Origin of the sequence: Halomonas qinghailakensis, from assembly GCF_025820815.1 — a bacterium.
Taxonomy (GTDB): domain Bacteria; phylum Pseudomonadota; class Gammaproteobacteria; order Pseudomonadales; family Halomonadaceae; genus Vreelandella; species Vreelandella qaidamensis.
Genome location: NZ_CP096973.1, coordinates 1,520,113 through 1,535,573 on the forward strand (window position 1 = coordinate 1,520,113; position 15,461 = coordinate 1,535,573).

Consider the following 15,461-nt stretch of genomic DNA (forward strand, 5'->3'; position numbering starts at 1 on the left):
CATTGATTATACGTTTGCCGATAAAAATGAAAGAGGCTCATAGCGGCATGATGAATGGCCTCGTCACCTTTTCTTTGCTGCCTCTTGCGCGGCTTTTTTTAAAGGATTAACTATTATGGGCCCACTCTTCATTGACGACCTTGCCTCTACGGCATCAATACCTTACCAACCAATGCCCGTCCAACCCGCGCACACCCTAAAAGTTCAGTCTCTGCAGCCACCGCTTAGCACGTTGACAAGCACCTTACCAGGTACGCCGAGCAGCCAACCAAATGAACCTAGCCTGCTGACTAAAGAAGCGCTCTTAGCCCCTATACAGCGCATCAATGAAACACTACGGCCACGTGGGCTGGAATTTGCCCTAAGCGAGCAGTCTGAGCGGATTATCACGAAAGTCATCGACCGTGAAACGGGGGATGTTATTCGCCAAATACCAGCAGAAGAAGTACTGCTCGTTGCAGAGCGACTGGAGGAATTACAAGGCCGACTTATTTCTCTAGAAGCCTAATCGAGTGATGGGAGAGGAGACGTCGCTACCGCTGGCTTGGCACCCTCTCTTACTCCCCCACTTCGTTTACTTCTTTGTTTCTTTCGTAAGCGTTTTTATCAATTCCGTATTAACGCCAGCGAATAAGTGTTATTTATACCTGCATATTCATTACGTCGCGGTAGGCGGTTACCAGGCGATTACGCACTTGCAACCCCATCTGAAAAGCGACGCTCGCTTTTTGCATATCGACCATCACATCACTCAGCTCAATATTCGGCTCACCTGCCTGAAACGCCATCGCCTTGGTATTCGCAGCCTGCTGCAAACGGTTGATGCGCTGAATAGATGCTTGTAGCTCACTACCAAAACCGCCTTGCCCCACCGCTGTGGCAACATGCTCTCCCTTAATAGGTTGGGCTGCTTGGGTAGCTAAGCCTTGCATTTGCTGTAGCGCTGACTGTATGGCAGGTGAACTCATAAACACGCCTCATCCAAAGGAAGGTGGAGTAATACCAAAAGCCTACCATTGGTAGTAGAACACTCATACGTACAAATACGCATTAAAAGCCGACCTGTTCGTTCATTTATGCTCGACTTGCCCCAGGATAATGGCGTTCATCACAATTCCGCTTCATTTTTTAGCGGATAACCGCGATTGACGGATATCAGCCTATGCTTTCTTTGGTGATGCGCCTGAGCCGTCATCAGTTTTGCCTGCCTTTATGGAGGCACGCATGAGCGAAACTGATGCTACGGCAGGCCGTCAGAACAGCACGACACAACAGACACCCCGCAGTGGAACGCCAGAAAATGACACTAAAAGTCCCTCAACGGTTGAGCGCACGTTAAAGCAACTGCGCGGTAACCCATTGGTTGTGCTATTGGTCGCTGCGGCGGCTTCTATTGCGATCATTGCTGCGCTTTTCATGTGGGCTAACAGCCCAGAGTATCGGGTTCTGTACAGCAACCTGAATGAAGCCGATGGCGGCCGTATTATTGCGGAGCTGGATAGTCGCGGCGTGCCCTACCAATTTAGCGAAGGTGGTCAGGCGCTGCTAATCCCTAGCGAACAAGTGCATACGCTAAGATTACAACTTGCTGAGCAAGGGCTCCCCCGTGGCGGTAACTTGGGCTTTGAGCTGATGGAGAATCAAGCGTTCGGTATCAGTCAATTTGCTGAGCAAGTTAACTTCCAGCGCGGTCTTGAAGGTGAGCTGTCCCGCTCCATTGAATCACTGGGTCCCGTTGATAAGGTCCGCGTACACCTTTCAATGGCCAAGCCTTCCGTTTTTATTCGTGACCGAGAGCCTGCCAAAGCATCCGTTGTTCTGACACTGCTACCTGGACGCGTACTAGGTGAAGGGCAAGTCAGCGCCATCGTTCATATGGTCTCCAGCAGTGTTCCTGAACTAGCGGCGGAAGACGTCACCATTGTCGATCAAAATGGACGACTGCTTTCCGCTAACACATCACAAGGTAATGACCTAGACGGCTCTCAACTTGAGTATATAGCGGAAGTTGAACGCTCCTATCAACGGCGTATCGAAAACATCCTTTCACCCATACTGGGTAGTGATAACGTCCGCGCGCAGGTGGCCGCACAGATCGACTTTTCGCGCCGTGAACAAACCTCTGAGCGCTATGCACCCAACCAGGCGCCCAATGAATCTGCGGTTCGTAGCCGCCAGCTTAGCCTATCTTTCGATGGTGAAGACCCGCTGGCAACCGGTATCCCAGGAGCCTTAACCAACACCCCTCCTGGCGTAGCACCCGCGCTGATCAATCAGCCCGACGCTGATGAAGAGGAAGAGGATGTCCCTGAAAACGCCCTCCAGAACCTGCGCCAAGAAGATGTCGTTAACTATGAAGTTGACCGCAGTATTGAACACATTCAGCATCGGCTAGGCCAGGTAGAGCGTCTATCGGCAGCGGTCGTCGTAAACTTTCGCCGTGTTATCAATGAAGAAGGCGAAGCAGAACAAGTTGCCCTAAGCCCTGAAGAAGTTGCTCAGCTTGAACGCTTAGTCCAACAGGCAATGGGCTTTTCGCAAGCGCGTGGTGATCAGGTAGAGGTCGTCAATACACCGTTCGCTACTACTGATGACAGTGCGTCTGACGTTGTTTGGTGGCAGCAGCCAGAAACACTCGCCATTGCTGCTACCTTGGGTCGCTATTTGCTAGTTGCCCTTGCGGCCTTGTTGCTTTACCTGCTGATTTTACGGCCTCTGATCAAGCGTTACACCCAGCCGCCGGTGATGGCTGCCGCAATGCCTGGCAGTACCTTTAGCGCTAGTGTCGGGGGTGAAGAAGATGAGCAAGAGAGTGGACAGTCTGCAGAGGCTGAAGACACCTATAGCAATAAACCTAAGCGTCGTCGTAAAACCTCGTTGTACGAACACAACCTCAACGACCTACGCGAAATGGCCCAGGAAGACCCCCGCATGGTCGCAATGATTATCCGCAGCTGGATGAACACCCATGAGTAGCCCGATTGCCGAGATGACCGGCGCACGTAAAAGCGCCATTCTCTTGCTTGCGTTGGATGAGGATAGCGCCGCTGAGGTGTTCAAGTACCTTAGCGCCAGCGAAGTACAAGACATCAGTATGGAAATGGCTCGCTTACATCAAGTCTCACACGAGGATATGAAAGCCGTACTAGAAGCCTTCCATAACGAAACAGAAGAGTTTGTGGCGCTTAACCTCAACTCCAGTGAGCATATTCGCTCTGTGCTTACAAAAGCACTAGGTAGCGAACGTGCAACGAGCCTTATTGAGGATATTCTCGAGACCACCGGTGGCAACTCAGGCATTGATGCGCTGAACCTTATGGAAGCCAACATGGTGTCTGAGCTGATTCGTGATGAACATCCGCAGATCATCGCCACTATTTTGGTTCATCTGGATCGGCACCAAGCCGCTGATATTCTTGAGCTGTTTGAAGAGAAACTGCGTAACGATGTGGTACTACGGATTGCGACGTTCAGCGGCGTTCAGCCCGCCGCGCTGCAAGAACTGACGGAAGTACTAACCAGCATGCTAGATGGTCAAAACCTCAAACGCAGCAAGATGGGTGGCGTAAGAACGGCGGCCGAAATTCTCAACTTGATGAACTCGTCTCAGGAAGAAGTAGCCATCGAAACCGTTCGCTCTCACAGCGAAGACTTGGCTCAAAAAATTATCGACGAAATGTTCCTCTTCGAGAACCTACTCGACCTGGACAACCGTGCTATTCAGATGGTGCTTCAAGAAGTCGAAACCAATTCCCTGGTGGTGGCCCTCAAGGGAGCCCAGGACGCGTTGGTCGACAAGTTCCTGCGCAACATGTCACAGCGGGCAGCAGACCTGGTTCGCGAAGATATGGAAGCCCGCGGCCCTATTCGCGTGTCACAGGTAGAAACCGAACAGAAAGCTATTTTGCAGGTAGTCCGTCGACTGGCTGATTCCGGCGAGATCGTCTTAGCGGGCGGAGACGATGAGTATGTCTAACGCCAAAACGCCGGAGTTTGACCGGCACGGCAGCTGGCGGCGTTGGCAGATGGATGAATTGGCGCAGCAACCGAAAAACTCCCAACCGAGTGATGCGCCAACACCTTCCGCTCAGCAGCGCAAAGTAGAAGCAGCGAAGAAAGCCGCTGAACAGGCTCGTCAGCGTGAGGAAAAAGAGCGTCAAGCGTTCTACGAACGCATTCGTCAGGAAGCAGAGGAAACCGGCTATCAGGCTGGCTTAGCACGCGGCCATCAAGAAGGGCTTGAACAGGGTCTTAGCGAAGGGCGCGCCCAAGCAGAGAAAGAGCTTGAGCAACAGGTGCGTAAAACCGTGGCTCCGCTGCGTTCACTTGCCAAGCAATTTTCTGATGCACTAGAGCGTATTGATGAGACAGTGGCACACGATCTTGCTGAACTCGCACTGGCTACTGGCAAACAGTTAGCCGCAGATGCACTGCGAGAACGCCCTGAGCAAGTATTAGAGATTGTCCGTGAGCTGCTCCACACCGAGCCTCCGCTTGTGGGTCAGCAACGCCTTTGGCTTAACCCGCAAGATCACACGCTAGTCAAAGAGCATCTTGGCAGCGAGCTACTGGCGGCCAGCTGGACCTTACAGCCCGATGACCAACTTGCGCGGGGCGGGTGCCGGATCACCAGTGCCCAAGGGGAGCTAGATGCTACGTTTGAAAGCCGCTGGCAGTCGATCGTTGCACAGTTACGCAAGCGCCATCATAGCCATGAACCTCCATCCTCTTAGTCACAGGTAATGCCATGAGCGACGCGACGTGCCCTCATCTATACCGCTGGCGCAAAGCCCTGCACCGAACAACGCAGCGCGTTAGTCAGTTGCCTCACTACCGTACCAGTGGCCGTGTGATACGTGCTACGGGCATGGTCATTGAGGTAGTGGGGTTACGCGTGGCAGTAGGAAGTGCTTGTCGCATCGAATTACCTGGCGCGGATGGGCGGTTGAACGATAGCGACAAACATGCAGAAGCAGAAGTTGTCGGGTTTTCTGGCGACAAGCTGTTTCTGATGCCATTAGAAGAAATTTCTGGCCTTATGCCAGGTGCCAGAGTCTCTCCGCTTAGCGATGGCAGTGGTCACAGCGCTCGCCGTTTTCCAATTGGCGATGACTTGCTAGGGCGAGTGCTCGATGGCAACGGCAACCCGTTGGACGACCGTGAAAGCGTTGAAGATACGCCGCGAGCAACCCTTAAAGCAACGCTGCTTAACCCGCTTTCCCGCGCGCCTATTGAGGAGCAAATCGATGTAGGCATTCGGGCGATTAATGCACTACTAAGCGTCGGCCGAGGTCAGCGCATGGGGCTATTTGCCGGCTCTGGGGTGGGTAAATCAGTTTTACTGGGCATGATGGCTCGCTACACCCAAGCGGATGTCATTGTGGTCGGACTCATCGGCGAGCGTGGCCGTGAGGTACAAGACTTCATCGACAACATTCTGGGGCCTGAAGGCCGCCGGCGTGCGGTGGTAGTGGCGGCACCTGCTGACACCTCACCACTGCAACGCTTACAAGGGGCCGCTTACGCGACGCGGCTTGCTGAAGGGTTCCGCGATGCAGGGCGAAACGTGCTGCTGATTATGGATTCGCTGACACGCTACGCCATGGCCCAGCGTGAAATTGCCCTCGCCATTGGGGAGCCACCGGCTACCAAGGGGTACCCACCTTCGGTATTCGCTAAGTTACCCGGCCTTGTTGAGCGTGCCGGAAATGCTGAGCGTGGTGGCGGTTCCATCACCGCGTTTTATACCGTGCTAACCGAAGGCGATGACCAGCAAGACCCCATTGCCGATTCAGCCAGGGCGATTTTGGATGGCCACATCGTACTTTCTCGAACACTAGCCGAGGCAGGGCACTACCCGGCAATTGATATTGAGGCCTCGATCAGTCGTGCGATGACCGCTATTAGCTCGCCTGAACAGCTACAAGAGGCGCGCACTTTTAAACAGCTTTTTTCACGCTATCAGCGCAATCGTGACTTGATCAGCGTAGGGGCTTATAGCCCAGGACACGATCCAAGACTGGACGAAGCGGTAAACCGCTTTCCATCATTGGAGCGATTTCTTCAGCAAAACATTGATGAGTGTGCAACGCTTGAAGCATCACGCCAAGCACTGCACGCGGTAGTGGGAGGTTAGCGATGAGTCATTCACAGCTCGACATGCTGACAGGCTTAGCCCGTGATGCCCGGGATAAAGCCGGGAAATTACTGGCTGAAGAACGCCAAACACAGCAGCAAACAGAAGCACAGCTTCAATCACTTAACCGCTATCGCGCTGAATATGCCGAGCGTTTACAAAAGGCGATGAGCGACGGCATCGACCCCGCCACCATGTACAACTACCAGCAATTCCTAGGGTCATTAGATGCCGCTCTCAGCCGAGCACGGCAAGCACTTGTGGCCCAGCAAAAACGTGTGCAGCAAAGCCAACAGCATTGGCAGCAGGAACAGCGTAAGCTCTCCTCCTACGACACGCTGACCTCGAGACGCGTATCAGAAGAGCATCGCCGTCAAGAGCGTTACGAGCAGAAAACTAACGATGACTTTGTAACTAACCGTTTAGCCCGCCAGCCGAATGATCAGTCGCATTAGCGCCGCGCCGAGGAGCTGTATCTATGACTATTGAGCTATTGCTAACCATGCAGGGTCAGGGGGCGAGCGCGTCATCAAGCCACCCTGCCGCCTCTAGCTCCCCGCGTGCGACACATGGCATGTTCCTTCAGGCGTTGACCCAGGCTGCAACAAGCCAACATCAGGCACGCACGCCCACTAACGCTCAGGCAGAAAACACGTCAACCGTTCCATTGAGCGATATCGTTGACCAGATAGCATCTCTCGATAGTGAGCTGGATGGGGAAGCGTTGGCAAACGTAGCAGCAAATGTCGTGGCGAATGTAAACGCACACAAACAGCCTGCTGATAACCGCGCCACTAGTATCGATACCCAGGCATCTAGCCAATCGCTAGACAGAGCACCAGCAGCGCCAGAGCAAGCGCTGACCTCTGAACACGACTCCGCGTTACTGGCCAACGACAGCGCTGAGACCTCGACACCGATAACTATTGAAGAGGTCGCTGCGCGCTTAGCCCTTATCGCTTCGTATTCTGCGCCGTCACCGGTGCGCAACGAAGCGGTTTCCAGTGCCAGCACTAACAGTGCAGCGCCAAAAGCAGCCTCAAGCCTAGAAACGGCGACTACTCAAGCGTCGTCGGATAACCCTTCAGATAGCCATTCAGATAGCGTGAAGCCTGCTAACGCTTCACCTTTCGCAGCTTCTTTTCTTGAACACACAGCACTACCAATGCACACGGCGTTAGCTGATCGCGCGTTAGCCACGGAGCCTACTCCACTGGCACGGACACAAGGTCAGAATCAGACTCAAACACTGAGCCCTAACCAGCTGCCGTCTGTGCAAACATCTTTTACGGCGGCAAATAGTGGCGCTTCCTCTGTAGCGCCACACCCAGCAGCACAGGCAGCGGCTAATACTAGCTCGCCACCGGTGGCGTCTTCCACGACGAATCTTGCCACGCCTGAGGCACTGTCAGCAGCTGCGCCCAGTGCCAACGCCGCACCAGCCGCGCCGCCGTTGACTGCTAGTGGCGGTACGACTAGCGCTACTATGCCTACCGTTCCTAGGCCCACCGTTACGATGACCAACGCTAGTACGGCCACCGCGTTGCAGGACACTCCTACCAGCGCTATCCCACGTGAGGTGCAGATAGCACTCACCGGCGAAAGCGCCGTGGCAAACGCACCGCAAGCGGCACAAGCGCTAACACAGGCCACAACACAGGCAGCAGCTAATACTGGTTCGCCACCGGTGGCGTCTTCCACAACGAATCTTGCCTCGCCTCAGGCCCTGTCAGCAGCTGCGCCCAGTGCCAACGCCGCACCAGCCGCGCCGCCGTTGACTGCTAATGGCGGCACGACTAGCGCTACTATGCCTACCGTTACTATGCCCACCGTTACTATGCCCACCGTTACGATGACCAACGCTAGTACGGCCACCACGCTGCAAGACACTCCCACTAGCGCTATCCCACGTGAGGTGCAGATAGCACTCACTGGCGAAAGCGCCGTGGCAAACGCACCGCAAGCGGCACAAGCGCTAACACAGGCCACAACACAGGCAGCAGCTAATACTGGTTCGCCACAGGTGGCGTCTTCCACAACGAATCTTGCCTCGCCTCAGGCACTGTCAGCAGCTGCGCCCAGTGCCAACGCCGCACCAGCCGCGCCGCCGTTGAGTGCTAATGACGGCACGACTAGCGCTACTATGCCTATCGTTACTATGCCCACCGTTACGATGACCAACGCTAGTACGGCCACCGCGTTGCAGGACACTCCTACCAGCGCTATCCCACGTGAGGTGCAGATAGCACTCACTGGCGAAAGCGCCGTGGCAAACGCACCGCAAGCAGCACAAGCGCTAACACAGGCCACAACACAGGCAGCAGCTAATACTGGTTCGCCACCGGTGGCGTCTTCCACGACGAATTTTGCCTCGCCTCAGGCACTGCCAGCAGCTGCGCCCAGTGCCAACGCTTCACCAGCCGCGCTGCCGTTGACTGCTAATGGCGGCACGACTAGCGCTACTATGCCTACCGTTCCTAGGCCCACCGTTACGATGACCAACGCTAGTACGGCCACCGCGCTGCAAGACACTCCCACCAGCGCTATCCCACGTGAGGTGCAGATAGCACTCTCTGGCGAAAGCGCCGTGGCAAACGCACCGCAAGCGGCACAAGCGCTAACACAGGCCACAACACAGGCCACAACACAGGCAGCGGCTCATTTAGGCTCCTCATCGCTGGCCAGTGCCTTGGCAGCTGCAACACAGCAAACGGTTAGCAATACCTCTCTACGCCCAACCACACCAACTGCTAACGCGCGGTCTGCGGAAACAGTCAGCTCCCCAGCCAATGCCCCGACCTTAATGGCATCGCTGGAAACTATTCCAACCCAGCCGTTTACTACCATGCCACCAGGCATGCACGCGCTTTCTCCACTCAATACTGCACTCGCATCAGCACCTGCCATGAGCGCTGACGCGATGGTCGGTTTGCCTGCTGATGCAGAATCAGCGAATGCAATCAACAGCACTAGCAAAGGCAGCGAGCAGTCGTTGCCTACATCGCTAACTTCTCAACCTCAACCAATGCCTAATAGCCCAGCGACAGCAACTTTAAATACGCCGCTTGCCAGTCCCGCATGGCCTTCTCAGCTAGGGCAACAGCTGATTCAATTTGCTCAGCGCGGTGGAGAGCATCAGGTTAAAATGCAGCTGCACCCTACCGAGTTAGGGCCTTTGTCGATCACTCTTAAGGTGACTGAACAGGGCACCCAAGCGCACTTTTTATCGTCACATGCCCCCGTTCGTCAGGCGATTGAGCAAGCTATTCCTCAATTGCGTGAAGCACTTGCTGAGCAGGGTATTTCACTAGGTGAAACCTCGGTAGGTGAGCAGCAAACTCCCAACGAGCAGGCCTTTGCTCAGCAAATGCCTAACCAAACCGCTGGTGATCGCCTCACTGAGTCAGGCGGCGAAAGCGTGCCACTTAAAGAGACAAGCACTCTCCCGTTGCAGGATGGTCGTGTCGATCTCTATGCCTAAAAAGCGCTATGTCTGAGAATCGCTATGCCCGAAATAAAGTGTTGGCATTCAGTATGACAACACTGACTATTACGGCATCACGTAACTAAACCAAAAGATAGGCTCATCCAATGAGCCTGTTCATTTCATCATTTGTAACAGCGTTAGGCATAATGCTTAGCGAGCGTTACGGGTGACATTGATGGGAACAGCAAATGGCAGAAGCAAGCAGCGGGTCTAAAAAACTGCTTTGGATAATGATTGTACTAGTACTGCTATCGTCGGCGGGTGCCGCGGCAGCAATCTATTTAGTGCTTGATCAACGTAGCGGAAGTGCTGAAAACGATGAAACACAGCAAAGCGTTGAACATGTACCGCCTGTTTTCACACGCATTGACCCGTTTACTGTCAATCTAGCCGATGACCGTTATGGCTCCCGCTTACTTTATACCGGCATTACGCTTCGGGTTGGCAACGAACAAAGCAAGACGATTATTGAAGAGCACATGCCTCAGGTACGTAGCCGCTTGCTTATCTTATTATCAGGCAAGCAAGCCGATGAATTAACGTCTACTGAGGGTAAAGAAGAGCTAGCTCAAGCTATTATCAGCCGCTTGAACGTTCCTCTTACCGAAAATCAGCCTCCCTTAGATTTACGGGAAGTGCTGTTTACCGAATTTATTGTGCAATAACCCCGGGAACTGGAGCCGTTCATGTCGCAGGACGATCTACTGTCCCAGGAAGAAATTGATGCCTTGCTAAAGGGCGTTAGTGGAGATGATGAGCCTGCCACTTCGTCATCATCTGCGCAGGATGAAAACCGCGTTCGTCCCTACGACCCAGCAACACAGCATAGGGTCATCCGTGAACGCTTACATGCATTAGATTTTATCAATGAACGTTTCGCTCGCTACTTCCGTAATGGCTTGTTTAATTTGATTCGTCGTAGTGCGGACATCACCGTTGAGTCGATGCGGTACCAAAGCTTTAGCGATTTTTCGCGTAACGTTCCGGTACCCACTAACTTAAACCTTGTATCAATGAAGCCGTTACGCGGATCAGCACTCGTTGTTTTTCCACCAAACTTGGTATTTATGGTGGTAGATAACCTGTTTGGTGGCGACGGTCGTTTTGTGACAAAGTCAGATGGTCGCGAGTTTACCAACACCGAACAGCGTATTATCCAGCGTCTGCTCAACTTGGCTATTGATGCCTACCAAGAAGCCTGGAAGGTAGTTTATCCCCTGGAAGCGTTCTTTTTACGCTCCGAAGTTCAGTCTAAGTTTGCCAACATCACCAACTCGCCCAACGAGATTGTGGTGAATACCAAATTTAATATCGAAGTGGGCAACCTATCGAGCAACTTTCAGATTTGCATGCCCTACGCCATGATTGAGCCACTTAGGGATCTACTCGCCAACCCCATTAACGACAGTAACCATGATCATGACGGCACATGGTCACGGCGTATGGCGAGCGAGCTTCGTCAATCAGAAGTTGAGCTAGTCGCTGAGTTTGCACAAATACCCAGCCGCATTGCCCATGTAATGGGGCTAAAAAAGGGCGATGTATTGCCCATGGATATCCCCAACACAATCACCGCTCGTGTCGACGGTGTTCCGGTGATGGAGTGCGAGTACGGGAGCCAACAGCAGCAACGCGCATTACGCGTGCTACGTATGATCGACCATGCCGCTATGAACAACCTATCGTCCAAGGACTTTATTAAAGGTTCAACGCGACAGAAAGCCAAGGAACCCAAAGCATGACTGATCCAAGCAACCCTGATCAAAAAGTCTCTGATGACGATTGGGCGGACGCCATGTCTGAGCAAGAAGAACCCACAAGTGCCGATGCCACAGGTGAGGAGGATCCTTGGGCAGCGGCGATGGCCGAGCAAGAAGCTGCGGAAGAGATCGATTCCTCAAGCAACGAGCCAGAGCAAGAAGCGCCTGTCGCTAAACCGGCAAGTGATGAAGTATTTCGCCCATTAACTGCTGAGAGTGGCCATTCTGAGTCTCGCGACTTGGAAATGATCATGGACATCCCGGTCAAGTTGACGGTGGAGTTAGGTCGTACAAAGCTGACCATCAAGCAACTCCTTGAACTTGCCCAGGGTTCGGTGATTGAGTTGGAAGGTCTCGCTGGCGAGCCTATGGATATTTTGATCAACGGCTATTTAATCGCCCAAGGGGAAGTCGTCGTGGTGGATGATAAATATGGCATCCGAATCACCGAGATTATCACTCCCTCTGAGCGCATTCATAAACTCAACCGATGAGCGCCGTACCCTCTTCTTCATCAAGCTCTTCACTTGATGCCATAAGCGGCAGTGGTGATGCCTTAATAGGCATGGCAGCACTCGGCAAAACAGCAGCGTCACTCGCGCTGGTCATTGCCATTATTTTGCTGTGCACAGCGGTACTGAAACGCTGGCAAACCGCGCGTCATCAACACGGAGCCCACTTAAAAATTGTGGGTAACACTGCGGTAGGCAATCGCGAACGTATTGTCGTGGTTGAAATAGAGGATACCTGGCTGGTGGTCGGCGTGAGCAGTGGGCGGATAACCAAACTGCATGAAAGACCTGCGCCGACTGACCGCCCTAACTCGCCCCCCCCCGAGGCGCCTTCGCGTTTTTCTCAGCGTTTAGCCCAGGCACTTGCCAGCCACCGGGGCAAACAGGATAGCCCGCCTTCTACCGCCTCCGATTCAAACCACACATCATGAGATACAAGATGCATGTCGCTTGGCCTGTTGGGCGGCGTTGGTGGCTAATACTTGCCGCTATCGCCTGCTGCTTATTTATTCTACCTGCTCACGCTCAACAGCTGCCTGGGCTGGTGTCTCAACCGTTGGATAATGGCGGCCAACAGTGGTCGCTGTCGTTACAAACGCTCCTATTCTTAAGCTCTTTGGCCTTTTTGCCAGCCATGCTACTAATGATGACCAGTTTTACGCGCATCATTATTGTACTTAGCTTGCTGCGGACCGCCATGGGCACCCAGGCAACGCCACCGAACCAAGTTTTATTGGGTATCGCGTTGTTTTTGACGTTTTTTATTATGTCGCCTGTTTTAAACCAAGTGTATGACGCCGCTTGGCTGCCGCTCACGAATGAAACAATCAATTTTGAAGAGTTCTTACTGCGGGCTCAGCAACCGTTTCGAGAATTCATGCTCGCCCAAACCCGCGAGCCTGACTTAGCGCTATTTGTTCGCCTTGCCGATGTTGGCCCGATGCAAGGCCCCGAAGAGTTACCTATGCGGGTCTTACTACCCGCCTTCGTTACCAGTGAGCTTAAGACTGCGTTTCAGATTGGTTTTACGATTTTTATTCCTTTTCTGATTATTGATTTAGTCGTGGCGAGTACGCTAATGGCACTCGGTATGATGATGGTGCCACCAATCACAATTTCACTACCTTTTAAGCTCATGCTGTTTGTGTTGGTAGATGGCTGGCAGTTAATTATAGGCTCACTTGCAGAAAGCTTTTACATGATTTGAGCGTCGCGTTCAGCGGCCAGGAGTATCTATGACCCCGGAAATGGTGATGAGCATTGCTTACCAAGGTATGCGGGTAACGCTTTTGCTTGCAGGCCCCATGCTGCTGGCCGCCCTTTTCACTGGCCTAATCATCAGCTTGTTCCAGGCGGCCACCCAAATAAATGAAATGACGCTGACCTTTATTCCTAAAATATTAGCCGTCTTCGCCGTTCTGGTACTTGCTGGGCCCTGGCTAATTGGTTTGATCACCGACTTCACGCATCGCCTCTTCACTAATATCCCCAGCATGGTGATGTAACGCCATGGTGGAGGTGACATTCGCCCAGTTACAGGCGTGGTTAGTGGCGTTTCTTTGGCCGTTTACTCGCATTACTGCCTTTATGGCAGCCTCGCCCTTATGGGGCCACTCCAGCGTTCCGAATCAGGCTAAGGTGGCACTAGCGGCTATTATTGCCATTGTAATTGCCCCGATATTGCCTGCCATGCCTGACGTTCCCATCATGTCGTGGGCGAGCCTGGGCATCATGATTGAGCAGCTGTTGATAGGCGTTGCTATTGGCTTAGTCATGCATATTATTTTCGCCGTGGTTCAAGCTGCCGGCGAGTTTATCGGCTTACAGATGGGGTTGGCGTTTGCCAGCTTTTTCGATATGTCGAGTGGCACCAACATTATGGTGCTGTCACGTATTCTTTATATGATTACGCTGTTGATGTTTCTTGCCTTGAATGGCCACCTGATGGTGTTAGAAACATTAATAATGAGCTTTGAAACACTACCTATCGGCATTGGTGCCTTAAACCCGAATGCGTTTGAGCTGCTGGCACGCTATGCGGGAACTATTTTTGCTTCCGGTATGTTACTCGCGCTACCGCTGGTCGGCTCACTGTTAATCATTAACTTAGCGCTCGGCATCCTCAACCGTTCAGCACCACAGTTGACGGTATTCAATATCGGCTTCCCTGCCTCATTAACCGTGGGACTAATTCTGTTGATGGTGCTAATGACCGATATTGGCCGTTTTTTACAGCACCTTTTTAGCCAAGGGCTCGCCTTTATGCAGAGCTTGATCGAAACGATGGCTCCCTTGGGCTAAGTCATAAACCACTACATATAATCGAATAGCGACATGCCGCGAATATCGACGAACGCTTTCTGAGCGGCCTGTAGTCCTACTTGCCGCAGGCTATATTCAGAAATCGCGTCGGCATAATCCAAATCGACTAAGTCAGACAGCGTTTGCTCATAGTTAAGCATTCGGTTGCCGCCTACCGCATCAACCACATCTAGTTCATTCAGCCGGGCACCCGCCGATGCACGAACGGTCAGTACGTTATCAAGGGCGTTATCAAGGTCGCGCATTGACGTGTTTAGTGTATTACGCAAGGCGGCTTTATCCGTCGCACTTTGAGCTGGCGTTTCTAGTACGCTAATAGCCGCTTCCATGGTGCGAAACAGGTCAGCACCGCGCTGTTCACTGCCCGCTTGGGCGATCAGAATTTCATCATCAGGCTCAGCGTTGCCGGTTAGCGTGACATTAATACCACCAAAGCTAAGCTGCTGACCGTCGCCGACATATTCGCCACTGGCCACTGCGCTCGCCGCATCCTCTTGCCACGCACCTCCACTAAAGCGCTGTACGTGATAGCTGATGCCGCTGTCCAGCGACGTATCTTCTTTGAACACGACACGGTAGCTATCGCCATAGCCGGAAGCGTTAACGTCCGTCAGCTGGGGGCCGCTGAAAGTAACGCTTCCTTGGTTCTCTGCATTGGCTTCAGCGATATAGCCGGCGCCACTGGGTACGCCCTGAAAAACGGTGACACCATTTTCAGCAACTGGCATCAAGCGGGAGGCATCAACACGCTGCTGGCGCACACTACTGTCACCGTTATACTCCACGCCGCCTTCCGCGGATTTTACAAATGGCGGCGCATTATCTTTGTAACCACCGAACAGGTAGCGACCATTACCATCGGTGGCATTCGCCTGCCCCAACATGGTTTCGTAGATACCTTTTAGCTCACTGGCAATGGACTCACGGTCCACATCACTAAGCGTATCGCTCGAGGCTTGGATTAATAGTGTTTTTGCACTAGTAACCGCATCACTGACGCTGTTCAGAATGCTCTCTGTCTGCGATAGCGAATTGCGTGCCGTCACCCGAGCATCGGCAAACTGTTGGGTCATCGCTTTGGATTGATCAACGCCCACGGCACGCGACGCAGCTTGGGGGTCATCAGAAGGATTAACCACGCGACGACCGCTGGCAATCTGTTGACTAACTTTTAAGAAATCACTTTGCTGACGGTTAATAGAAGCCGTGCTCTGCTCAAACATGGTGACCGTGCTGATACGCAT

At 53.1% G+C, this 15,461-nt stretch carries 16 protein-coding genes; 14 read left to right on the plus strand and 2 right to left on the minus strand.

Annotated features, from left to right (window positions below):
• The first annotated feature begins 115 nt into the window (after positions 1 to 115).
• Positions 116 to 508, plus strand: a complete 393-nt coding sequence (locus tag M0220_RS07175) for a flagellar protein FlaG (protein ID WP_264019029.1) — start codon at positions 116 to 118, stop codon at positions 506 to 508.
• A gap of 133 nt (positions 509 to 641) precedes the next feature.
• Here M0220_RS07175 and fliE read toward each other — a convergent pair whose 3' ends face one another.
• Positions 642 to 968, minus strand: coding sequence for a flagellar hook-basal body complex protein FliE (gene fliE / locus M0220_RS07180; RefSeq protein ID WP_030074280.1), 327 nt, complete (start codon positions 966 to 968; stop codon positions 642 to 644).
• A 256-nt stretch (positions 969 to 1,224) separates the two neighbouring features.
• Here fliE and fliF point away from each other — a divergent pair, with 256 nt between their 5' ends.
• The 13 genes from fliF (at position 1,225) to fliR (ending at position 14,196) form a co-directional block, all read left to right on the plus strand.
• On the plus strand, positions 1,225 to 2,976 hold the full coding sequence (gene fliF, locus M0220_RS07185) for a flagellar basal-body MS-ring/collar protein FliF (RefSeq protein ID WP_030074281.1): 1,752 nt from the start codon (positions 1,225 to 1,227) through the stop codon (positions 2,974 to 2,976).
• Entirely contained in the window at positions 2,969 to 3,976 is a 1,008-nt protein-coding gene (gene fliG, locus M0220_RS07190) for a flagellar motor switch protein FliG (protein WP_030074282.1), read from the plus strand. Before fliF ends, fliG begins: the two co-directional genes overlap by 8 nt.
• Positions 3,969 to 4,733, plus strand: a complete 765-nt coding sequence (locus M0220_RS07195; RefSeq protein WP_030074283.1) for a flagellar assembly protein FliH — start codon at positions 3,969 to 3,971, stop codon at positions 4,731 to 4,733. Before fliG ends, M0220_RS07195 begins: the two co-directional genes overlap by 8 nt.
• Positions 4,734 to 4,747: 14 nt before the next feature.
• Positions 4,748 to 6,136: a flagellar protein export ATPase FliI gene (fliI, locus tag M0220_RS07200; RefSeq protein ID WP_030074284.1), complete on the plus strand. Its 1,389-nt coding sequence runs from the start codon at positions 4,748 to 4,750 to the stop codon at positions 6,134 to 6,136.
• Positions 6,137 to 6,138: 2 nt separating this feature from the next.
• Complete coding sequence (fliJ, locus tag M0220_RS07205; protein ID WP_030074285.1) at positions 6,139 to 6,591, plus strand: flagellar export protein FliJ; 453 nt, start codon at positions 6,139 to 6,141, stop codon at positions 6,589 to 6,591.
• A gap of 23 nt (positions 6,592 to 6,614) precedes the next feature.
• Positions 6,615 to 9,617, plus strand: coding sequence for a flagellar hook-length control protein FliK (locus tag M0220_RS07210; RefSeq protein WP_264019031.1), 3,003 nt, complete (start codon positions 6,615 to 6,617; stop codon positions 9,615 to 9,617).
• A 194-nt stretch (positions 9,618 to 9,811) separates the two neighbouring features.
• Positions 9,812 to 10,288, plus strand: coding sequence for a flagellar basal body-associated protein FliL (fliL, locus tag M0220_RS07215; RefSeq protein ID WP_030074288.1), 477 nt, complete (start codon positions 9,812 to 9,814; stop codon positions 10,286 to 10,288).
• Positions 10,289 to 10,309: 21 nt separating this feature from the next.
• Positions 10,310 to 11,365, plus strand: coding sequence for a flagellar motor switch protein FliM (gene fliM / locus M0220_RS07220; RefSeq protein WP_030074289.1), 1,056 nt, complete (start codon positions 10,310 to 10,312; stop codon positions 11,363 to 11,365).
• Positions 11,362 to 11,877: a flagellar motor switch protein FliN gene (fliN, locus tag M0220_RS07225; protein WP_264019032.1), complete on the plus strand. Its 516-nt coding sequence runs from the start codon at positions 11,362 to 11,364 to the stop codon at positions 11,875 to 11,877. Before fliM ends, fliN begins: the two co-directional genes overlap by 4 nt.
• Positions 11,874 to 12,326, plus strand: coding sequence for a flagellar biosynthetic protein FliO (fliO, locus tag M0220_RS07230; protein WP_264019033.1), 453 nt, complete (start codon positions 11,874 to 11,876; stop codon positions 12,324 to 12,326). The genes fliN and fliO overlap by 4 nt, the downstream gene beginning before the upstream one ends.
• An 8-nt stretch (positions 12,327 to 12,334) precedes the next feature.
• Positions 12,335 to 13,102 carry a flagellar type III secretion system pore protein FliP gene (gene fliP, locus M0220_RS07235; RefSeq protein WP_030074292.1) on the plus strand — a complete coding sequence of 256 codons (768 nt, stop codon included), beginning with the start codon at positions 12,335 to 12,337 and terminating at the stop codon, positions 13,100 to 13,102.
• A gap of 28 nt (positions 13,103 to 13,130) precedes the next feature.
• A complete protein-coding gene (fliQ, locus tag M0220_RS07240; protein ID WP_027958744.1) occupies positions 13,131 to 13,400 on the plus strand; it encodes a flagellar biosynthesis protein FliQ in 270 nt (89 codons plus the stop codon).
• Between the two features lie 4 nt (positions 13,401 to 13,404).
• Positions 13,405 to 14,196: a flagellar biosynthetic protein FliR gene (gene fliR / locus M0220_RS07245; RefSeq protein ID WP_030074293.1), complete on the plus strand. Its 792-nt coding sequence runs from the start codon at positions 13,405 to 13,407 to the stop codon at positions 14,194 to 14,196.
• 11 nt (positions 14,197 to 14,207) lie between these two features.
• Here the strand turns inward: fliR and flgL are convergent, their stop codons facing one another.
• A complete protein-coding gene (flgL, locus tag M0220_RS07250) occupies positions 14,208 to 15,461 on the minus strand; it encodes a flagellar hook-associated protein FlgL (RefSeq protein WP_264019034.1) in 1,254 nt (417 codons plus the stop codon).